Source organism: Pseudomonas sp. JDS08PS003 (genome assembly GCF_045013505.1).
In the GTDB taxonomy this organism is placed as follows: domain Bacteria; phylum Pseudomonadota; class Gammaproteobacteria; order Pseudomonadales; family Pseudomonadaceae; genus Aquipseudomonas; species Aquipseudomonas protegens_B.
Window position 1 is genome coordinate 4,586,902 of the sequence record NZ_CP120724.1, and the last position, 21,184, is coordinate 4,608,085.

17 protein-coding genes are annotated in these 21,184 nt (G+C 66.2%); 3 read left to right on the forward strand and 14 right to left on the reverse strand.

The genetic code is table 11. From position 1 onward, the window contains the following. Positions 1–9 precede the first annotated feature (9 nt). Positions 10–1,113, forward strand: a complete 1,104-nt coding sequence (locus P7C00_RS20260) for an SMP-30/gluconolactonase/LRE family protein (RefSeq protein WP_404937222.1) — start codon at positions 10–12, stop codon at positions 1,111–1,113. Between the two features lie 139 nt (positions 1,114–1,252). Here P7C00_RS20260 and P7C00_RS20265 read toward each other — a convergent pair whose 3' ends face one another. The 11 genes from P7C00_RS20265 to P7C00_RS20315 form a co-directional block, all read right to left on the reverse strand. Then, positions 1,253–1,486 (reverse strand): DUF465 domain-containing protein, encoded by a 234-nt coding sequence (locus P7C00_RS20265; RefSeq protein ID WP_102864849.1) that lies wholly within the window; start codon positions 1,484–1,486, stop codon positions 1,253–1,255. 135 nt (positions 1,487–1,621) lie between these two features. Then, complete coding sequence (locus P7C00_RS20270; RefSeq protein WP_404937223.1) at positions 1,622–4,288, reverse strand: excinuclease ABC subunit A; 2,667 nt, start codon at positions 4,286–4,288, stop codon at positions 1,622–1,624. Between the two features lie 116 nt (positions 4,289–4,404). Then, complete coding sequence (locus P7C00_RS20275) at positions 4,405–6,123, reverse strand: ATP-binding protein (protein ID WP_404937224.1); 1,719 nt, start codon at positions 6,121–6,123, stop codon at positions 4,405–4,407. 238 nt (positions 6,124–6,361) lie between these two features. After that, positions 6,362–7,021, reverse strand: a complete 660-nt coding sequence (locus P7C00_RS20280; RefSeq protein WP_402887305.1) for a DUF799 domain-containing protein — start codon at positions 7,019–7,021, stop codon at positions 6,362–6,364. Next, positions 7,018–7,389, reverse strand: a complete 372-nt coding sequence (locus P7C00_RS20285) for a DUF4810 domain-containing protein (RefSeq protein WP_402887303.1) — start codon at positions 7,387–7,389, stop codon at positions 7,018–7,020. The genes P7C00_RS20280 and P7C00_RS20285 overlap by 4 nt, the downstream gene beginning before the upstream one ends. Before the next feature lie 28 nt (positions 7,390–7,417). Then, positions 7,418–8,077: a CsgG/HfaB family protein gene (locus tag P7C00_RS20290; protein ID WP_346635379.1), complete on the reverse strand. Its 660-nt coding sequence runs from the start codon at positions 8,075–8,077 to the stop codon at positions 7,418–7,420. 277 nt (positions 8,078–8,354) lie between these two features. Then, positions 8,355–11,459, reverse strand: a complete 3,105-nt coding sequence (locus P7C00_RS20295; RefSeq protein ID WP_404937225.1) for an error-prone DNA polymerase — start codon at positions 11,457–11,459, stop codon at positions 8,355–8,357. Then, complete coding sequence (locus tag P7C00_RS20300; protein ID WP_404937226.1) at positions 11,456–12,871, reverse strand: Y-family DNA polymerase; 1,416 nt, start codon at positions 12,869–12,871, stop codon at positions 11,456–11,458. Before P7C00_RS20300 ends, P7C00_RS20295 begins: the two co-directional genes overlap by 4 nt. Before the next feature lie 7 nt (positions 12,872–12,878). Further along, positions 12,879–13,496: a translesion DNA synthesis-associated protein ImuA gene (gene imuA / locus P7C00_RS20305; RefSeq protein ID WP_404937227.1), complete on the reverse strand. Its 618-nt coding sequence runs from the start codon at positions 13,494–13,496 to the stop codon at positions 12,879–12,881. Then, a complete protein-coding gene (lexA, locus tag P7C00_RS20310) occupies positions 13,496–14,113 on the reverse strand; it encodes a transcriptional repressor LexA (RefSeq protein ID WP_404937228.1) in 618 nt (205 codons plus the stop codon). Before lexA ends, imuA begins: the two co-directional genes overlap by 1 nt. A gap of 38 nt (positions 14,114–14,151) precedes the next feature. After that, a complete protein-coding gene (locus P7C00_RS20315) occupies positions 14,152–15,069 on the reverse strand; it encodes a LysR substrate-binding domain-containing protein (RefSeq protein ID WP_404937229.1) in 918 nt (305 codons plus the stop codon). A 103-nt stretch (positions 15,070–15,172) separates the two neighbouring features. Between P7C00_RS20315 and P7C00_RS20320 the strand changes: the two genes are divergently transcribed. Together P7C00_RS20320 and P7C00_RS20325 are read left to right on the forward strand one after the other, a co-directional pair. Beyond that, the gene (locus P7C00_RS20320; protein WP_404937230.1) at positions 15,173–16,915 is read left to right on the forward strand and encodes an amidohydrolase; all 1,743 of its coding nucleotides are present in this window, start codon (positions 15,173–15,175) and stop codon (positions 16,913–16,915) included. 104 nt (positions 16,916–17,019) lie between these two features. Further along, on the forward strand, positions 17,020–17,757 hold the full coding sequence (locus P7C00_RS20325) for a TorF family putative porin (protein WP_404937231.1): 738 nt from the start codon (positions 17,020–17,022) through the stop codon (positions 17,755–17,757). A gap of 185 nt (positions 17,758–17,942) precedes the next feature. On the opposite strand, the gene P7C00_RS20330 is transcribed toward P7C00_RS20325, so the two are convergent. The 3 genes from P7C00_RS20330 to P7C00_RS20340 form a co-directional block, all read right to left on the reverse strand. Next, positions 17,943–18,911, reverse strand: a complete 969-nt coding sequence (locus P7C00_RS20330; protein ID WP_404940050.1) for a Gfo/Idh/MocA family protein — start codon at positions 18,909–18,911, stop codon at positions 17,943–17,945. A 17-nt stretch (positions 18,912–18,928) separates the two neighbouring features. Next, positions 18,929–19,816: a Dyp-type peroxidase gene (locus P7C00_RS20335; protein ID WP_404937232.1), complete on the reverse strand. Its 888-nt coding sequence runs from the start codon at positions 19,814–19,816 to the stop codon at positions 18,929–18,931. A gap of 119 nt (positions 19,817–19,935) precedes the next feature. Continuing rightward, entirely contained in the window at positions 19,936–20,973 is a 1,038-nt protein-coding gene (locus tag P7C00_RS20340) for an AraC family transcriptional regulator (protein ID WP_404937233.1), read from the reverse strand. Positions 20,974–21,184 lie beyond the last annotated feature (211 nt).

Genomic DNA, 21,184 nt, shown 5'->3' on the forward strand with positions numbered 1-21,184 from the left:
AGTCCTTGCATGAATCAGATTGCCCCCCGACGCTTTTCCCCCGGCCGCATCCTCCTGCTGCTGGTGGTCGCGATCCTGGCGTTCCTGCTGCTGGCACCGACCCGGGTCCAGCCAGTGGCCTGGACCCCGGCCCCTGCCCCCTCACTGAGCCAGGGCACCTATGCCGAGAACCACAAGCTCAAGGCGGTACAGCCCGTGGGCGCTCGGGACATCGATGGCCCCGAGGCCCTGCTCCTGGAAAACGACCAACTGATCACCGGCCTGCACGACGGCCGGGTGATCCAGACCAGCCTCGACGGCAGCGTCCTCAAGGTGCTGGTCAACACCGGTGGCCGTCCTCTGGGCCTGGCCCGGCATCCGGATGGCCGCCTGATCATCGCTGATGCCATCAAGGGCCTGCTGGCCCTGGACCGGCAAGGTCAGTTGCAGACCCTGAGCACCGCCGCCAATGGCCTGAAGTTCGGTTTTACCGACGACGTGGCCGTGGATGCCGCCGGGCGCTATGCCTATTTCAGCGACGCCACCAGCCGTTGGGGTTATGGCCACGACGGCGAGGCGGTGATCGAGCATGGCGGCGATGGCCGCCTGTTGCGTTACGACTTCCAGAGCGGCAACACCGAGGTGCTGCTGGAGCGCCTGGAATTCGCCAACGGCATTGCCCTGGGGCCGGACGAGGCGTTTGTCCTGGTCAATGAAACCGGGGCCTACCGCATCAGTCGTTACTGGCTCAAGGGCGACAAGGCCGGCAGCCATGACCTGTTCATCGACAACTTGCCGGGGCTGCCGGACAACCTCAGTTTCAATGGCCGGGAGCGCTTCTGGGTGGCCCTGTATGCGCCGCGCAATGCCCTGCTCGATGGCACCGCGGCCTATCCCTTCGTGCGCAAGATGCTGGTGCGGGCCATGACCGTGTTGCCCAAGCCGGTGGAAAAGCGCGGCTTTGTCCTGGGCCTGGATACCCAGGGCCGGGTGATTGCCAACCTGCAGGATGGCAGCAGCGGCAACTACTCGCCGATCACCACGGTGCGCGAATATGGAGATGACTTGTACCTGGGGTCCTTGAGTGCCAGCCATATGGCACGGCTGCCATTGAAGGAGGCGCTGGCGCCTTGAGGGGATGAGAGGGGTGCGCTGTAGCGTGTAATGGGGACAGCGCGGCGGGCGTCAGGGCGGCTATGCCGCCCAGCGGGAGCAAGCTCCCTCGCCACAACAAGCCTCTGCTACAGCGAGCGCCCTTGTCACAGGGGGAGGGTCAGGAGCGGGCGGTGAGTTTCTCGGAGATTTCGTCCTTGATCAGCAGGCGCTTTTCCTTGAGTTTCTTCAATTCGTCGTCTGCGGCGGCTGCAGCTTCGGCCTTGAGCACCTGATTGTCGATGCTGGTGTACTTGTCGAACAGCGCATTCAGGTGGGGATCACTGGCCCGACGCTGTTGAATGTCCTCTTTGCTGCAGCTCAGGTCCTGGTAAAGGTCGTGGATCACCGGCATGGAACACCTCCGTGGTTGATGGCAGCAAGGGCTTCATTACGCCCCTGCCAGTCATCAGAATGGCCTTGGCGCCCCGGGTCTGTCGACCGCCAATCAGACCAGCGGTAACCGTTCGTCGCGGGCCCCTGTTCTGGATCAATTTCCGGCCAGGGCCTGGGCCAGAAACACGGCGGTGCGGCTGTTGCGCTGCGTGGCCACATGCTCCGGCGTGCCGCAGGCCACCAGGCTGCCGCCCTGGTCCCCCGCGCCCGGGCCAATGTCCATGACCCAGTCGGCCTGGGCCACCACGCGCATTTCATGCTCGACCACCACCACGCTGTGGCCCGCCTCCACCAGTTTGTCCAACTGCTCCAGCAGACGGTCCACATCCCGTGGGTGCAGGCCGGTGGTGGGTTCGTCCAGTACGTACAGGGTGGCGCCCCGGGCATTGCGCTGCAGCTCGGTGGCCAGTTTGATGCGCTGGGCCTCGCCGCCGGAAAGCTCGGTGGCCGGCTGGCCCAGGCGCAGGTAGTCCAGGCCGATGTCCCGCAGCACTTCCAGGGCGCGGCGAATCCCCGGCTGCTCGGCAAATACCGGCAAGGCCTGTTCCACACTCAGTTGCAGCACCTGGGCGATGTTCAGGCCCTGCCAGGTCACCGCCAGGGTCTGGGGGTTGTAGCGCGCGCCCTGGCAGGTGGGGCACGGGGCGAAGACGCTGGGCATGAACAGCAGCTCGACGCTGACAAAGCCTTCGCCTTCGCAGGCCGGGCAACGACCCTTGGCGACGTTGAAGGAAAACTGCCCGGCATCAAAGCCCAGGGCCTGTGCCTCGGCGGTAGCGGCGAACAGCTTGCGCACGTTGTCGAACAGCCCGGTGTAGGTCGCCAGGTTGGAACGCGGCGTGCGACCGATGGGTTTCTGGTCCACCTGCACCAGGCGCTTGATCCCCTCCATGCCCGCCGTGATCTGCCCCGTGCCACTGACCGGTGCCTCGTCCGCAAGATCCAGCTCCGGCGCCTCTTCGCGGCCCGACACCTTGCCCAAGTGACTGCCCACCAGTTCCAGCAGGGCCTGACTCACCAGGCTGGATTTGCCGGAGCCGGAAACTCCGGTCACCGCGGTGAAACAGCCCAGGGGAAACGCTGCGTCCAGGTCCTTGAGGTTATTGCGGGTGATGCCCTCCAGGCGCAGCCAGCCCCGGGGCTGGCGCGGGGTACGCCGGGCCGGGGCCTGTTCGGCAAACAGATAGGCCCGGGTCTGGGACGCTGCGACGGCCGCCAACCCCGCCGGCGGCCCGCTGTACAGCACCTGGCCGCCGCGTTCCCCCGCCGCCGGGCCAACGTCCACCAGCCAGTCGGCACGGCGCATGGTCTGCACATCGTGCTCCACCACAAACAGCGAGTTGCCCGCAGCCTTGAGTCGTTGCAAGGCCTCGAACAGGGCCTGCGCATCCGCCGGGTGCAGGCCCGCCGAAGGCTCATCCAGCACATAGATCACCCCGAACAACTGCGACCCCAGCTGCGTGGCCAGACGCAGGCGTTGCAACTCGCCGGACGACAGGCTCGGGGTGCTGCGCTCCAGGGCCAGGTAACCCAGCCCCAGATCGGTCAGGGTGCTGACCCGCTCCAGCAGATCCTGGGCGATGCGTTGCGCGGCCAGACGCTTCTCCACGGACAGGTTGGGGGTATGCCGCACATCCGGCGCGCCACGGTGCTCCGGGGCACCCTGGGCATGGCGCTGCTGGCGCGCAGCCCGGGTCTGCGCCTGGCTCAGCACCTCGTCACCGGCCGCCGCCTGCTCCAGGTAGTCTGCCGCCGCCACAGGCCGGAGCACCTCGGCCAGCTGCAGCAACGGCAGGCGCGACAGTTCGCCGATATCCAGCCCGGCAAAGCTCACCGCCAGGGCCTCGCGCTTGAGGCGCTTGCCTTCGCACAGCGGGCACGGGCTGCCGCGCATGAACTGCGACACGCGCTTTTTCATCAGCGCGCTCTGGGTGTGGGTAAAGGTGTGCAACACGTAGCGCCGGGCACCACTGAAGGTGCCCATGTAGCTGGGCTCCTGTTTACGCTTGAGGGCTTCGCGGGTCTGCTCCGGCGTCAGCCCGGCGTACACCGGCACCGTGGGGGTTTCCTCGGTGAAGAGAATCCAGTCGCGCTGCTTTTTCGGCAGTTCGCGCCAGGGAATGTCCACGTCGTAGCCCAGGGTCACCAGAATGTCCCGCAGGTTCTGCCCCTGCCAGGCCAGGGGCCAGGAGGCCACGGCGCGCTGGCGAATGGTCAGCGAAGGGTCCGGGACCATGGTCGCTTCGTTGACTTCATACACTCGGCCCAGGCCGTGACACTCGGGGCAGGCCCCCTGTGGCGTGTTCGGCGAGAAGTCCTCGGCATACAGCATCGCCTGCCCCGGCGGGTAACTGCCGGCCCGGGAATAGAGCATGCGCACCAGGCTGGACAAGGTGGTGACGCTGCCCACCGAAGAACGCGTGCTCGGCGTACCGCGCTGCTGTTGCAGGGCCACTGCCGGCGGCAGGCCGTCGATCCGGTCCACATCCGGCACCCCCACCTGATCGATCAGCCGTCGGGCATAGGGCGCCACCGATTCGAAGTAGCGGCGCTGGGCCTCGGCATACAGGGTCGAGAAGGCCAGGGACGACTTGCCCGAGCCGGACACCCCACTGAACACCACCAGGGCATCCCGGGGAATGTCCACGTCGACATTCTTCAGGTTGTGTTCGCGGGCCCCGCGCACCCGGACAAAACCGGAACTGAGGGTCGGCAGCGTGCTCGTCAGGGGATCAATGGGGGCGTTGCGCGAAGAAGTCATGGACCTGCCTGGTGTTGAAATTCGGGATGTGTCGCGCATGCAAACGGCGCGAGCGGCGATCATCACACAACCCGCAGGTGCCGGGGCAAGCCCGGCAGCGGGTAGGCGAAGGTGCTTCAGGCCCCCAGCAAGGACCGCACCATGGCGCTCAGGTCCTCGGGCCCGTAAGGCTTGCTCAACAGATGAGTATCCGGGCTGAGCTGATAATTGCGCGAGATCATGTCCCGGGTGTGCCCCGAGGTGAACAGCACCGCGATGGGCGGTACCTGGGTCCTGGCCCAGATGGCCAGGTCGGTGCTCTTGATCAGGCCGGGCATCACCACGTCGGTGAAAATCAGGTCGACCTTGAGCCCTGCCATCAGCAAGTGCATGGCGGCATCGCCATTGGCCGCGGTACGCACCCAATAGCCCTCGTGCTTGAGCATTTCCACCGCCGCACTGCGCACATCGGCGTTGTCCTCCACCACCAGGATGCGCTCCTGCCCTCCTGGCTCACGCGCCGGGCAGGCCGATGTTGGCTGGGCCTCCTGAGCGGCACTGCGGGCGAAATACATCTGCACCCGGGTGCCCTGCCCCGGACGGCTGAGGATGTCGATATGGCCGCCGCTCTGCTTGACGAAACCGAACACCATGCTCAGGCCCAGGCCGGTGCCGTGCCCATCGGACTTGGTGGTGAAAAACGGCTCGAAAGCCTGCTTGAGCACTTCAGGGGACATACCGCTGCCGCTGTCGGCCACGGTCAGGCGCAGGTACTCGCCGGGCTTGAGGTCCTTGCCGGCACAGAAGCTGCGGTCCAGCAGCAGATTCTCGGCGCTGATGCTGATGGTGCCCTCGCCGCCCATGGCATCCCGGGCATTGATCGCCAGGTTGAGCACGGCGTTTTCCAACTGATTGCGGTCCACATGGATGCACCAGGGCTGGTCGGGCAATTGCACCTTGATAGCAATGGTTTCGCCCAGGGCTCGCTGCAGCAATTCACCCAGCCCCTCGTACAGATGGCGCGGATTGTAGATCGCCGGCGACAACGGCTGGCGCCGGGCAAAGGCCAGCAGTTGGGTCGACAGCTTGGCGCCGCGCTCCACCGCCGCCAGCGCGGCTCCGGTACGGCGCTGCACATTGGCGTTGTCCGGCTCATGGCGGGCCAGCAGGTGCAGGTTGCCGGAAATCACTTGCAGCAGGTTATTGAAGTCATGGGCCACGCCACCGGTGAGGCCGCCAATGGCTTCGAGCTTCTGTGATTGACGCAACTGCTCCTCGGCGCTCAGGCGCGCATTGACCTCCTCCAGCACCCGCTGCTCGAGGTTGCGGGTCATCTGCCGCAGGTCATCCTCGGCGGCCTGCCGGCGCTGCTCGGATATCACATGGGCGGTGGTTTCCACGACGATGGCAATGACCCCGGCCGGCGCCTGGTCATCACCGGCCACCGGGCTGTAGTAGAGGTCCAGCCAGACGTTTTCCGGTTCGCCGTTGCGCAGCAGCACCAGTTCCTTGTTGCGGTAGGACAAGGTGCCGCCACTGAGGCAGGTGTTCATCACGCCACGATTGAACTCGGCCACTTCCGGCCAGCCCAGCTCCACCGCGCAGCCCAGCAGATAAGGGTGGCGACCGCCAGCGAACACCGCGTAGGCATCGTTGTAGATCATGTAGCCCAGCGGGCCCCAGAGCATCACCATCGGCACCGGCGAGCCGAGCATCAGCTGCACCGTGCTGCGCAGGCTATGGCTCCAGTGCTGCAATGAGCCCAGGCTGGTGACGGACCAATCGAAGGCGCGGATGCGCTCGGCCATCTCGCCTTTCCACCCCTGGCACCCGTGATGATCTGATAAGAACGGCATGAACGGACTCTACGAAAAACGTGATACAGCATGGGTTTTCAAGAGGTTGCGCACAGCCTCCAGAGCCTTTGAGCACGGCCCGGGCGGATGGTTTCACGGTTTTCAGCCCTGGACCGGAAAACCTGGACACGCCCGGTTCAACAGCACTGAACACTCAGGATAGGCGATCCCGGCAAGTCCAGGAGGACGCCGGCAAGCGCCTCCCTGGCAAAGGGCGGATTGCCCGCCCGCGAGGACCTCAGTCGGTGCCGTATTTCGGCGAGCGCGGACCGTACAGCAGACCGGTGCGTTGCCCGGCCGACAGCAGGCGCTGGCTGGTGATGCCGGCGATCGGGTGCCCGGCGTCGGTGGAAGTGTTGATGATCTGCTTCACCGCAGCGGTGATCAGCATGCCCACCAGGCCGCCGTTGTTGCCGTTGTTGCCTTCCTCGCTGGAAGCACGGGCACTGCCGGTCCACAGGGTGGTGCCGGTCTTCAGGTCCACCAGGGTGGCACTGGCAGTGACCACGGTCTCGCTGCTGATCAGCATGTAGCTGGTGCCGTATTCCTTGACCGTGATGTACAGCCCGGCGTCGGCGCCGAAGATCTCGTTGAGCTTGGCCGGCGACAGGCCGTGGATGTCCGCCGGGTTGGTCAGGCCGTTGTGACGGAAGGTTTCATCCACCAGCGCAATCGGCATCACGTAGTAACCGGCTTCGGCCAGGGGAAAGGTCACCTGGGACAGCATGCTGTAGGTGGCCTTGACGTCCGGCGACTCATTGAGCGGCGGCAGCACCAGGATCGACTTCGGCCGGGCCTGCTTGTAGGCCGAGTAGTCCACGGTCTTGGGCGCGGCGCAGCCCACCAGCAGGCTGACGGTCAACAGACCCAGGAGGTTGCGCAGGGTATTGAGGCTCATTGGGCAGCTCCCTTCTTGGCGCTCTTGAGCAGAAAGTCCATGTAGCGCGCCGACTCGGGGAACAGCGCCTTCTCGGTGTTGAACTGCTGCACCATCTGGTCATCCTTGCCCAGGTCTGCATAGAGCATGCCCAGGTGGGCGTGGTAGCCCGGTGGCACGGCCTTGCCGGTGGACTTGATCTTCTGCAGGTCGCGCTCCAGCGCCTCGACCTGGGCTTCCCTGGCTTCCTCGCCCTTGAAGTACTCGTAGGTCTGGGCCTGGTAGGTTTCCCACTGGTATAGCGTCTTGGGCCCACTGCAACCGGCCAGCAAAACGCTGCACAGCAGGGCGCCGGCCAGCAGTGGCCGCGCGGTGATTGTCTTGAACATGCTTACGTCTCCCTGTCAGCAGTGTTGATCAGTGGCCGGGTTTCCAGGCACCGGCGTCGATGGCCTCGACCATGCGGTTGACCGCCTCGCGCATGGCCAGGTCCAGCACTTTGCCGTTGAGGGTCGAATCGTAGGAAGCGGTGCCGCCGAAGCCGATCACTTCACGGTTGGACAGGGCATACTCGCCAGCGCCCTGGGTCGAATACACCACTTCGGAAGTGCTGATATTGACGATGTTCAACGCCACCTTGGCGTAGGCCACCTGGGTCTTGCCACGGCCGAGAATGCCGAACAGCTGGTGGTCGCCGGTTTCCTTGCGGCCGAACTCGGTGACGTCACCGGTCACCACAAAGTCCGCGCCCTTGAGCTTCTGCGCCTGGCCCTTGATCGCCGCTTCCTGCTGGATCTCGCCCATGTTGTCGCGGTCCAGCACGTTGAAACGGTTGGTCTGCTGCAAGTGGGTGATGAGGATGGTCTTGGCCTGGCCGCCGAGGCGGTCGACGCCATCGGAGAAGATCCCGCGCATGTAGCTGGAACGGTTATCGAACTTGCCCACCGCCATCGGCACCCGAGCGCCGGTCCACACCTGGCTGGCGCTCTGGACTTTTTCCACCGGCAAGGCCCGGGAGCTTTCGGTGGCACAACCGCTCATGCCCGCCAGCACCGCCAGCGCTGCGCCGGACAACATCAACTTCGAGATCAATCTCACTCTATGTTCCTTTTTGAGTATCCATTTAGAGGCACTGTCTAGGTGCACTTTCGCCCTGCCGTACTTCTGCGAACCCCAGTCTGTGCGGGCTCGAAATCGTCGGCAGGGCGTTCTGAAACTTGATGCGGGGGGCATCATCGGCGGCGATTATGCCAAAGCGCCATCAGGCCGAAAAGGAATAAAAAACCTTGGCGCCATTTCATTGACTGCTTGATTCCTCAGTGCACCCAAGCACTTCAGACAAGTGCCTGATCCCTCAACGAAAATCCCGACTGCGCACGCTGATGCCGTCCAGCAACGGACTCAGGTCACTCAGGCGCCCGGCAATCAGGTGACGCACTTCACCTTCTGCTTCCAGGGTGCCGTCGACCCGGAGCAACTGCGACCCCACCAGTACCCGACGCTGGCGTTCGGCCAGGTCGCGCCAGACCACCACGTTGACGTTGCCGAACTCGTCTTCGAGGGTGACGAAGGTCACCCCGCTGGCAGTGCCCGGGCGCTGGCGCCCGGTGACCAGCCCGGCCACGCTCACCGAGCGCCCGTGCTCCACCTCCAGCAGTTCCCGCGAGCTGCGGCAACGCTGGGCCTTGAGCTGTGGGCGCAACAGCGCCAAAGGATGCGGCCCCAAAGTGGTACCAAGGCTGTGGTAATCGGCCTGCAGGTCCTCACCGACGCTGGGCCGGGGCAGGTTCACCGGGATCTCCTCCTGGCGTGGCAGCTCGGCGAACAGCCCTAGCTGCTTCTCCACCCCCGCTACTTCCCAACGCGCCCGGTAGCGATCCCCCGCCAGGCCGCGCAAGGCCCCGGCATCCGCCAGCAACTCCTGGGCACGCAGATCAAGCCGGGCACGCTGGCCCAGGTCGGCGACATCGGCAAAGGCCCGTTGCTGCCGGGCGCTCTCGATACGTTGGCCATCCTCCTGGCGAAAGCCCTTGATCATGCGCAGCCCCAGGCGCAGAGCCGGCTGCCCGGACATGAGGTTTTCAGCGCGTCCGGGGTGGCTGGGGATCGGCTCCAGGCTGCAGTCCCAATCACTGGCCCCCACGTCCACCGCCAGAATCTGCAAACCATGGCGCCGGGCGTCCTGGAGGATCTGGTCCGGACTGTAGAAGCCCATGGGCCAGCTGTTGATCAGGGCGCAGGCGAAGGCCGCCGGTTCGTGGCACTTGAGCCAGCAACTGGCGTAGGTCAGCAAGGCAAAACTGGCGGCATGGGATTCGGGAAAGCCGTAGCTGCCAAAGCCCTTGATCTGCTCGAAGATCTGCGCCGCGAACTCGTCGCTGTAGCCGTTCTTGCGCATGCCTTTGCGCAGCCGTTCACGGTGCGGTTCCAGGCCGCCGTGGCGCTTCCAGGCGGCCATGGAGCGGCGCAACTGATCGGCCTCCCCCGGGGTGTAGTCGGCGGCGACAATGGCGATCTGCATCACCTGCTCCTGAAACAGCGGCACTCCCAGAGTACGCTTGAGCACCGCTTCCAACTTCGGCGACGGATAAGTCTCCGGCTCTTCACGGTTACGCCGACGCAGGTAGGGATGCACCATGCCGCCCTGGATCGGCCCGGGCCGGACGATGGCCACCTCGATCACCAGGTCGTAGAAGTTCTGCGGTTTGAGCCGGGGCAGCATCGACATCTGCGCCCGGGACTCGATCTGGAACACGCCAATGGTGTCGGCGCGACTGATCATCGCGTAGGTGGCGGGGTCTTCAGGCGGAATGCTGGTAAGGCTGTAGCGCTGGCCACGGTAGCCGTGGATCAGGTCGAAGCAACGGCGGATGGCGCTGAGCATGCCCAAGGCCAGGATGTCCACCTTGAGCAGGCCGACCATGTCCAGGTCGTCCTTGTCCCACTGGATCACCGTGCGCTCAGCCATCGTCGCGTTCTCCACCGGCACCAGGCTGTCCAGGGGCTGCTCGGAAATCACGAAGCCGCCGGGATGCTGGGACAGGTGCCGGGGAAAGCCGATCAATTGCCCGGTCAGGCTCAGGACCCGGCGCAGCACCGGGCTCTCGGGGTCGAACCCGGCCTCCTGCAGGCGCTCGACACTGGGCGGCGTATCGCTCCAATGGCCGCAGCAGTCGGCCAGGGCATTGACCTGATCCGGCGGCAGGCCCAGGGCCTTGGCCACATCGCGCACCGCCCCGGCGCCGTGGTAGGTGCTGACCACAGCGGTCAGCGCCGCGCGATGTCGGCCATAGCGCTGGAACACGTACTGCAGCACCTCTTCCCGGCGCTCGTGCTCGAAATCGACATCGATGTCCGGCGGCTCGTTGCGTTCCCGGGACAGGAAGCGCTCGAACAGCAGGGTCGAGCGGTCCGGGTCGATCTCGGTGATGCCGAGGACGAAACACACCACCGAGTTGGCCGCCGAACCCCGGCCCTGGCACAGGATGCGCTGGCACCGGGCGAAGTCGACGATGTCGTGCACGGTGAGGAAATAACTCTCGTAGCCCAGGTCGCCAATCAGCTCCAGCTCCTTGTCGATCTGCTTCAGCACCTCGGCCCGAGCCCCGGCCGGCCAGCGGCGCAGAATGCCGCGCTGGGTCAGCACCCGCAGCCAGGAGCCGGCGTCGTGCCCCTCGGGCACCAGTTCCCGGGGGTATTGATAACGCAGTTGGCCGAGGTCGAAAGCGCAGCGCCCGGCGATGGTCAGCGACTCGTCGAGCAGGGCTTTGGGGTACAGACCTTGCAGCACTTCGACGGGCCGCAGGTGGCGCTCGCCATTGGCGAACAGCCGCTGCCCGGCCTCGGCCACCGGCAGGTGATGGCGGATCGCGGTCATGGTGTCCTGCAGCGCCCGGCGCCCGCGCACATGCATATGCACATCGCCACAGGCCACGGCCGGCAGCCCCGATTGAGCGGCCAGGGCCAGCAGCGCCTGCAGGCGCCGGGCATCGTCCTGGCCGCAATGCAGCTCCAGCGCCAGCCACAGGCGCTGGGGAAATACCTGGCGCAGCCAGGGGCCGTGGTCCGCCGCCTGGCCATCGTCCGCCAGCCACAGGGCCAGCAGCCCCGGCAGCGGTTCGGCAAAGTCTTCCCGCAACAGGCGATAGTTGCCCTTCTCGGCCCGGCGCCGGGCCCGGGTGATCAGTCGGCACAAGCCCTGGTAACCCGGCAGGTCCTCCACCAGCAGCACCAGGCGCGGGCCGTCCTCGACCTGCATTTCGCTGCCGACGATCAGTTTGAGTTGCGCCTCCCGAGAGGCCTGCCAGGCCCGGACAATTCCCGCCAGGGTGCATTCGTCGGTGATCGCCAGGGCCTGGTAGCCCAGGGACTTGGCGCGCTGGAACAGCTCCTGGGCACTGGAAGCTCCACGCTGGAAACTGAAGTTGGACAGGCAGTGCAGCTCGGCGTAACCGCTCATGCGAACCAGCCTTGCAGCAGCAAGGGCCCGGGCTCGCCGACCTGGCGATAGGCCCAACCCTGCTGGCCGGCGGGGGTTTCGATCAGGTAGTAGTCGCGGCGCACATCGGCACCGTCCCACCAGCCGGACTCGATGCGCTCCGGGCCCATGAGAACCCGCACCGAGCCCTCGCCCAGAACCTGGGGTTCGGTGAACAGCCAGCCGGGGCGGCGCAACCCGGGGCTGGCCGGACAGGGTCGCGGATCGGTCTGGGGCTGCCAGCTGCGCTCCGGTCGGTGATCGGCGCGGTGCCCCAGGCCTTGCACCGCGTCATCCCCCAGGCGCGCCCGCAGGCGTTCGCGCAACTGCTCCCAGGGCAGGTTCTGCTGCGGGCGCTCGTCGAACAGTTCGCTGTGCTGGGGCACGAACAGCGGCAAGTCCTCGGCCACCAGCCGCAGGTTGCGCACCGGCGCCGGCACCTGGATCTGCTCCAGGCGCCCGCGGGCCAGTTCAAACAGCATCGCCGGGTCGCGCTCGGCACTGAGCAGCCCCACCGGAATCAAGGTGTCGGCGCCGTCGGCATGCTCCAGGTGCAGGGCGAAACGCTGCACCCCGCTGTCACGGCCACAGAGGAAGGCCGCCAGATCGGCGGTCAGCCGGCGCAGGGGGAACAGCAGCGCCTGATGGGACAGCACATCGAAATTCAGCTCGATGCGCAGGTCGAAGCGATCCGGCGGCTGATAGAACGCCAACCCCAGCGGACGCTCGCCGAGCAAGGTATCCAGGTGCTTGAGCAAGCTGCCGTCAAAACGCCGGGCCAGGCTGGGCCGGGGCAGATCCCGCAGTTGCTCGAAGCTGCGCACCCCCATGCGCGACAGGGCCGTGGCCTGCTCCGGGGCCAGGCCCAGGCGCTCGATGGGCATCGCTCCCAGAGCCTGGGCCAGGGCCTGCCGATCGGCCACCGCCAAGCCGTCATAGGCATTGGCCAGGACCCGGGCCGCCGCCGGGTTCGGCGCGGCCACGATGCGATGACGAAAACCCAGAGCCTGCAACTCCCGGCGCAGGCGCGCTTCCAACTGCGGCCAGGGGCCGAACAGGCCCAGGCTGGACTCGATCTCGAACACCAGGGTACGGGGGTAGGCCACGCTGACCTGGGAGCTGAAACCGTAGGCCCAGGCGGCAAGAAACTGCTGCCAGTGCTCGATCTGCTGCGGGTCGTATTCGGCGCTGGCAAAGGCCTTGGTCAGGGCCTGGGCGGCGGTCAGGGATTGCCCGGGGCGCAGGCCCAGCTCCCGGGCGGCGCCATTCACCGCCTGGATCACCCGGCGTTGTGGGGTGCCACTGAGCAGCGCCAGGGGCGCCTCGGGTTCGGCGCGCTGACGCAACACCGCGTCCAGCGCCAGTTGCGGGAACAGGATACAGACCCAGCGCATGCCAACCTCAGTGCCCGGAATACAGGGCAATCGGCGCCGGATGGGCCAGCCCGCCCCGGCACTTGAGCACTCGCAACTGCGGGGGACGACCCTGCACGGCAATCCGCAGGGCCGCCGGCGACGGGTTGTGCGCGGCGTCCAAGGGCCGATAGGCAAAGGCCAGGGTCTGGCCGCTTTCCGCCGCCACCTGCAAACGGCGCAGGGCACGGTCGTCGGCCTGCTGCGGCCAGCACAGCACCGCGCCGCAACTGCCGGAACGCAGGCACTGCTCGGCGGCCCACAGGGCATCGCGCTCCCCGGCCTGGATGAGCGACAGCTGGCGCACATCCACCCCGGCGTTCTGCCAGGCCTGGGGATAGGGCACAAACGGTGGCGCCACCAGCACAATGCGCTCCCCTGCTGCGGTCAAGCGCGCCAGGCTGGGCCACAACAACTGCAACTCGCCCAGGCCCTGGGCGGCGATGAGGATTTCCGTCAGCGCCGCCTCCGGCCAGCCGCCACTGGGCAGTACCGCATCCAGAGCAGCATGCCCCGTGGGGTGCAGACTGACCGGCGCGGCGGCCGGGCGGCCTTTCCACACCCGTCCGGCATTGAACAGGGAATCCAGTGCGACCACGGCGCCCATCAGCCTTGCCTCACCAGACCGCAGAACACGCCTTCGATAAACAGTTCGTGGTCGGCCGTGACCTCGATCGGCTGATAGGCCGGATTGCGCGGCAACAGGCGAATGCCCTGCCCCTTGCGCTCGAAACGCTTGATGGTGACCTCACCGTCCAGCCGGGCGATCACGGTCTGACCGTTGCGCACCTCACTGCTGCGGCGCACCGCCACCAGGTCGCCGTCGAGAATGCCGTCATCGATCATCGAATCGCCCTGGACCCGCAGCAGGTAATCCGGAGTACGAGAGAACATCCCCGGGTCCAGCAGCAACTGGCCGTGGACTTCAGCATCGACGCCGATAGGTGCACCGGCGGCCACCCGCCCCAGCACCGGAATTTCCAGCAGCTCGGGGCGCCGTGGCTGGTTGAGCAGGCGAATGCCCCGGGCCTGATGCGGGTTGACCTCGATGAACCCGGCCTCGGTCAACGCCAGCACATGCTTGCGTGCCACGCTGCGCGAGGCGAAACCGAACGCCTCGCTGATTTCAGCGAGGCTTGGGGGCTGACCGTGATCGGCGATGCGCTCGCGGATAAAGGTCAGGATGGCACTGCGGCGGGGAGATAAAGTCGTCATGGAGTACATTTGTACTCCTCTCGGATTTATCTGACAAGAACCGCCAATCAGTCCAGGCCACGGCTGGCCAGAAAGCCGCCGACATAGTCGATGAACGCCTGCACCTTGGCGGTCGCCCGCCGATGGCTGGGGTAGACCGCGAGGATGTGCGGCCCGAAGCTGTCCGGGTCGATCTCGTAGTCGGCCATCACCCGCACCAGGCGCCCGTCTGCCAGGTACGGCGCGGCGCTCCACAACGGGGTGTGCAGCAGGCCGCGCCCGGCCAGGGCATTGGCCAGCAGCAGGTCGTAATTGTCACTGCGCAGGCGTGGTGCCTGGGGCTGGGGCAGGCTCAGGCGCTGCCCGTCGCGCTCGACCCACCAGAACTCGCGGCTGAGCAAGGGGTGGCGATACAGCAGCCATTCATGTTCTTCGAGGGTCTGCGGGGTCACCGGCCGCCCCTTGCGCGCCAGGTAGGCCGGGCTGGCGCACAGGGCCAGACGGTTGCGCCCGACCACCCGGGCAATCAGCCCCGGCAGGTCGTCATGGCCTTCGCGCAGGGCCAGGTCGTAGCCGCTTTCCAGCAGGTTGACGAACTCGTCGCACAGGTCCACTTGCAGATTGATCTGCGGGTACTGCTCAAGAAAACCGTCACACACCTGATCCAGAAACGCCTGGCCGTAAGCCAGCGGCGCGGTGACCTTGAGGTTGCCGCGCAGGCCATGCTGCAACTGCTCCACCTCCTCGCCCACCTCTTCCAGCCGCTGCAGCACCTGGCGTGCAGTTTCCAGATAAAGCCGGCCGATTTCGGTCAGCACGATGCGCCGGGTACTACGCTCGAACAACCGCGAGCCCAATTCGGCCTCCAGGTGATTGACCGCCTTGGTCAGGGCCGACGGAGTCTTGCCCAACTGCTCGGCGGCCCGGCTGAAACTGCCCAGCTGGGCAGTGACCACGAACATCTTCAAGGCATTCAACTTGTCCATGGTTTTTCCATCCAGGCAAAAATGTTTTTCGTGAAGCAGCCGTTCTGCCCGCTATGGACAGCCCCTAATCTGGCGATCAGACGCAATAACAAGGAAATGTTCAATGAAAAGATTGACCCTCACGCTGTTACTGGCCGCCATGAGTTTTGCCTCGTTGGAAGCCGTGGCAGCAGCCGACCTGGTGCTGCTCAACGGCCAGATCTTCACCGCCGACCGCGCCCAGCCCAAGGTCCAGGCCCTGGCGGTGGAGAATGGCAAGATCCTGCAAACCGGCAGCGACCCGCAGATCAAGGCGCTGATCGACAGCCACACCCGGGTCGTCGACCTGGGCGGCAAGACCCTGATGCCGGGCCTGATCGACACTCACTCTCACGCGATCTTCGGCGGCCTGGAAATGACCGGCGCCAACCTGCAGGACGAGGTGGTCAGCCTCGACGAACTGGAGAAACGCCTGCGCGCCTGGCGTGACGACGGCAGCGCCCGGCATGCCGACGTACTCAACATCGCCGGCATGAGCTCGGCCTACTGGGCCCAGGCCGAGGCCCTGGGCCAGCGTTTCAACCAGGGTGAATGGGCCGGGGTGGCGGTGGTATTCACCGGCAGCGATCACCATACCGCCTGGGCCAATGACGTCATGCTCAAGCGCGCCGGGATCGACGCCGCCCTGCTCAAAAGCCTGCCCGAGGCCGAGCGCAACACCATCGGCCAACTGCCTGACGGCCGCCCCAACGGTTTCCTGGTGGACGCCGGCTGGGACCGGGTGGCCGCGAAAATGCCAGTACCTGGACCCGCCCAGATGCTGCGCGCCGCACAATCGGCCCTGCACTACAACAACAGCCTGGGGATCACCGCCTGGATGGACCCGGCCGCCAACGCCGCCCCCGGGGAGGCGGTGTTCGCCCTCAAGCCCACCGAACACACCGTCGGCGTCCTGCCGGCCTACAAGGCCCTAGCCGAGAGCGGCGGGATGACCGCCCACGTCGCCGCGCTGCTGGTGGCCAACCCCCGCAGCCGCCCCGCCGACCTCGACACTCTGGACAAGGTGCGCCAGCAGTTTCAGGGCATCCCCAACCTGACCCTGCCGGGCATCAAGATCTTCGCCGACGGGGTGATCGAATACCCGGCCCAGAGCGCGGCGATGCTCGAGCCCTACAGCAATTCGCACAAACCCGGCGAGCTGCTGATCGACCCGGCGCACTTCGGCGAACTGGTCAGCGCCATCGACCAGCGCGGCTGGCTGGTGCACATCCACGCCATCGGCGACCGCGCGGTGCGTGAATCGCTGAACGGCATCCAACAGGCGCGCCAGGATCGCCAGAGCGGCATCAGCCACTCCATCACCCACCTGCAGATGGTCAACCCCAAGGAATTCGCCCGCTTCAAGCCGCTCAACGTGATTGCCTCGATGCAACTGCTCTGGGCCTCGGCCGACGACTACACCCTGGACATGATCAAACCCTACGTCAGCGCCCTGGCATTCCGCTACCAGTACCCCGCGCACTCGCTGCTCAAACAGGGCGCGACCATCGCCGGCGCCAGCGACTGGCCGGTGTCGTCGCCCAACCCGTGGAACGCCATGGCTCAGGCCATCACCCGCCAGGGGCCCCTGGGGGTGCTCAACGCCGACGAACGCCTGGACCGCGAAACCCTGTTCTACGCCTACACCCTCAATGCCGCGCGCACCCTGGGCCTGGAACAGCAGATCGGTTCGCTGACGGCCGGCAAGCAGGCCGACTTCATCGTTCTCGACCGCGATGTGTTTACCGTGGACGAAAAGGCCCTGCATGAAACCCAGGTACTGCAGACCTGGTTCGCCGGCCGCGAGATCTACACCCGCCCGCTCTGACCCAGCCCCACCGTTGCACCGCCTGCCCCGCGTCCTGGTGACGCCGGGGCACGGCACCACCTTGCCCGCTCCACGCCCATAACAATCACAACAACGGGATACCCATGAAGACCCTCACCCTGCTCACCCTGGGCGCCGCGTGCCTGCTGCCCCCGGCCAGCCACGCCCTGTCCCTGACCGACGAACTGGCCGTGGAACTGCAACTGACCCTGGCCAGCGACTACCGCACCCGCGGCATCTCCCAGACCCAGAACGACCCCACGGCCCAGGCGGCCGTGACCCTGCTGCACAACAGCGGCCTGTACCTGGGTGCCTGGAGCTCCAACGTCGACTTCGGCGGCGGCCTGAAGACCCGCCAGGAGCTCGACTACTACGGCGGCTGGCTGTGGCAGGCCAGCGAAGACATCAGCCTGGACCTGGGCTACCTGAAGTACAGCTACCCCCGGGAAGCCCAGTTCAACCAGAGCGAGGTGTACGGCATCCTCAGCGTCTACGGAGTCAAGCTGGCGACGTATTACTCCAGCGATGCCCCCGGCATCGACAGTCAACAAAGCACCCTGTACCGCTACCTTGGCTACGAGACCCGACTGCCCCTGAAGCTGGGGCTGCAACTGCGCTATGGCCAGATGGACTTCAAGGACCCGCGGCTGATCCGCGCCTCGGGCCAGGGCGAGGACAGCTACCACGAGTGGGAGGCCAAACTGACCCGGGACCTTGCAGGGCTGGAACTGGGCCTGAGCTACATCGACACCGACCTGTCCCGCAGCCAGTGCACCAGCCACTACGGCTTCAGCGACCTGTGCGGCGCCACCTGGGTGGCCAGCGTCAAGAAGACCTTCTGAGCGACCAGCCGCCCGCCCCGGCTTGCCGGCGAAGAGGCCCGAAAGACTGGCACCCTCCTCAAGGCCGCCTTCGCTGGCAAGCCAGCTCCTACAAAAGCCCGCAGGAACACGCCGGCAATGCGCCCCACAAACCCCGTAGGAGCCGGCTTGCCGGCGAAGGGGCCCGAAAGGCATGCGCCCAGGGATCAGCCGCGCTGCAGAATCCGGTCCATGACCCAGTCGGTCTTCAGGGCTTCGCTGGCCAGGGCCGGGTGCCGGGACTCGCCGCGGATATGGGCGTTCATGCCCTGTACGTGATGCCACTGGATGTGCACAGGGTTGTCGATGACCAGGCTCAGGGGCGCTTCGGCTTCAAGTTGCAGCGGATGCTCGTCGAACACGGAAAAGCCGATGCGTCCCTGGCTTCCAATGATGTCCACCCGGTCCACCCGGCGGTCCGCCACAAAATTCCAGGCGCCGCTGCCCAGGGCCCCACAGGCGAAGCGCCAACTGGCGCTGACCGCATCCTCGGCGGCATAGAGTCCGGCCTGGCGGGTACTGATGCCGGCCACCTCGACGATGTCGCCCAGCAGGTACTGGAACAGGTCCAGGCCATGGCTGGCCAGGTCGGCGAAATAACCGCCACCGGCAATCTGTGGATCGGTACGCCAGTTGGCCGCGCCGCTGCGGTCGGCCTCGGAAGCGGCCTTGCTCAGGCTCCAGTGCAGATGCCGGACCTCACCGATGCGCCCGTCCGCCAGCCATTGCCGCACCTGCGCAAAGCGCGGCAGGGATCGCCGGTAGTAGGCAACGAACAGGTGCAGCCCGGCCTGCTCGAAGGCCTGCTGCATGGCCAGGCTCTGCCCGGCATGCAAGGCCATGGGCTTTTCCACGCAGCAATGCTTGCCGGCGGCAGCCACTTGCAGGCTGTAGGCGTAATGGCTGTCGGGGGGCGTGGCGATGTACACCGCGTCCACCTCGGGGTCGTCGATCAGCGCCTGAGCATCGGTGTAGTACCGGGCAATGCCGTGGCGCTGCGCGTAATCGCGCACCGCCTCGGCCCGGCGGCCCATCACCGCCACCAGCGCCGAACCCGCAACCTTGTAGAAGGCCGGGCCGCTCTTGCGCTCGGTGACGCTGCCACAACCGATCATGCCCCAGCGCACGGTGCGCAGCGACGCGGCCTCGGTGTTCATTTCGGCGCTTGCAACGCGCGCAGGTCGAGTTGGCCGTTGTGCAGCGGCGGGCACCAGTAGTAGCCACCGGTGATCGGCCGGCTCATGCGGTACAGGCCGTCGGTGATGCCGTCTTCCAGGCCGCTCATGCGTCGCAGTTGGACTTCGAAGGCGTTCAGGGTGTGGCCAAAGGCAAGGAACATCAGGCCGCCCTTGTCACCTTCGATCCACGGCATCGAGCGGCGCACGATAAAGGCTTCCGGAGTGAAGCTTTCCTGGGCGGTGCGCTTGACGTGGGCCGAGACCGGTGCGTCGTCCAGCTCTTCGTTGTCGCTCAGGCGCCGGCCCATGATGTGGTCGCGCTCTTGCTGGTGCATCGCGGCAAAGCCCTTGAAGTCATGCTGCCACTGCTGGATCGCGGCAAAGCTGCCACCGCGCAGGCCGTCTTCACCTTCGGCCAGTGCGGCGGCTGTGGCGGCTTCATCCTGAGGGTTTTCGGTGCCGTCCTCGTAACCGGTGAGGTCGTGGCCGGTCTTGTGGCGGAAGGTCTCGTTCATCTGCACCAGGCGAAAGGCCGGAGCCAGGGCAGCCTCCAGCTCGTTGCTGCGGTGCAGCAGCTCGCCGCGCTCGTCACCGTGCAGCCAGACCCACAGCGCGTGCTGGGTCGAAGGGTTGTCCACGCCCACGCCAGTCAGCGCCGGGAACGCCTTGAGGCCCTGCACCCGAGCGCCCAGGGCCTTGACCAGCGACGCACCAAAACCTGCCACCGCCGAAGCACCGTCCACCCGTGCCAGCAACTGGTCGAGGGCCTGGGGCAGCGCTTCAATGGATTCAAGGGCAAAGAACAGGTGACGGGCCTGGGACGGAACGGGTGCAGCGAGGATGCCGGGCTGGTAGTAACTCATGGGAACTCCTGAATAAAGGCCGCGAGTTTACCGCCATGGGCTGCCGGCGTCAGCGCTGTCGAACAATCCGCGGGAACCTATGGCCGGCCGCGGTGGTCGCGCCCCAGGCCGCTGCGGCTTCAATGCAGCGCCGCCTCTTCGCGAAAGGCGCTGGGGCTCAGCCCGGTCCAGCGCTTGAAGGCCCGGCGAAAACTGCGCACGTCGCTGTAACCCACCTCCTCGGTGATGCGTTCGATGGACAGCTCCGGGTTGCCCAAGAGGTTCAGGGTCCGCGCCTGGCGCACCCGTTCCAGCAGGGCTTCGAAGGTCAGGCCGTGCTCGGTCAGGCGTCGGCGCAGGGTGCGCCCGCTCATGTTCAGGTCCCCCGCCACCTGCTCGATATGGCTGCCGGCCCGCAGGTCCCGGCTCAGGGCCCGCTCCACCGCCTGGATCAGGTCCATCTTCTGGTGCACCTGGGCGCTTTCCAACTCCAGCAGCTTGAGGGCCTGGCGCAGGGCCACCGGATGATGGTTGGGCAAAGGCATCTGCAGCCAGCGCGCCTCGATCACCATGCGCGCGTGCAGGCAGCCGAAGCGGACATGGGGGCCCAGCAACTGCGGGTAGAGCTCGGCGTAAGCCGGCGCGGCGTGCATGAACTCCACCCGCAAGGCCTGGAAATCCGTGCTCAACAAGGCCCGGCCATAGATCAGCAGACTGGCGAAGAATTCTTCCGCAGCAAAGATCTGCACCTCGCCATAGGGCAGGCGGCACTGCAGTTCGACAAAGAACTCCTCGCCCTGACGCCCGACATCGGCGGTGACGATGGTGCCCGAGGTGTGCTGATGACGGATGCCCAGTTCGAAGGCGTCCCCCAGAGTCCGGCACAGGGACAAGGCATGCCCCAGCAACCCCAGGGTGCCCAGCACATTGCGGCTGCCGACCCAGAGCCCCAGGCCTTGCTGGGGCAGCGCCGCCAGGGCGCGCTCGATCATCGCCACCGCCTGGCGGTAGGAAATGCGCAGGGTCGGGTCCTGCAGGTCTTCCAGCGTGAAGCCCAGGCCCCGGCACAGGCGTTCGGCGCTGATCCCTTTGTCAGTGGCGACGTCCGCCAGGGTCTGCAACAGAAAGGGTGAAACCAGGGCCAGCTGGTCGTGGGGATCGACGGCTTTGATCTGCATGAGTATCGGCTTCCGGGCCGCTTGAGCGGCTGTTTTTATTGTCTGCTACGGCCGGTGCCAAGGCATCACCGACCGCTGGAGCATATCCCGTCCCACGGGGTTTTATGGAGGAATGTAACAAAGCATTGCAGCCTGTCCGACAAAGTCCCCCTCCCTGTCCGCCAATACCCTGCCCCGCGTCCGGCCCAGGGCTTATTTCTATGGGGCCTGC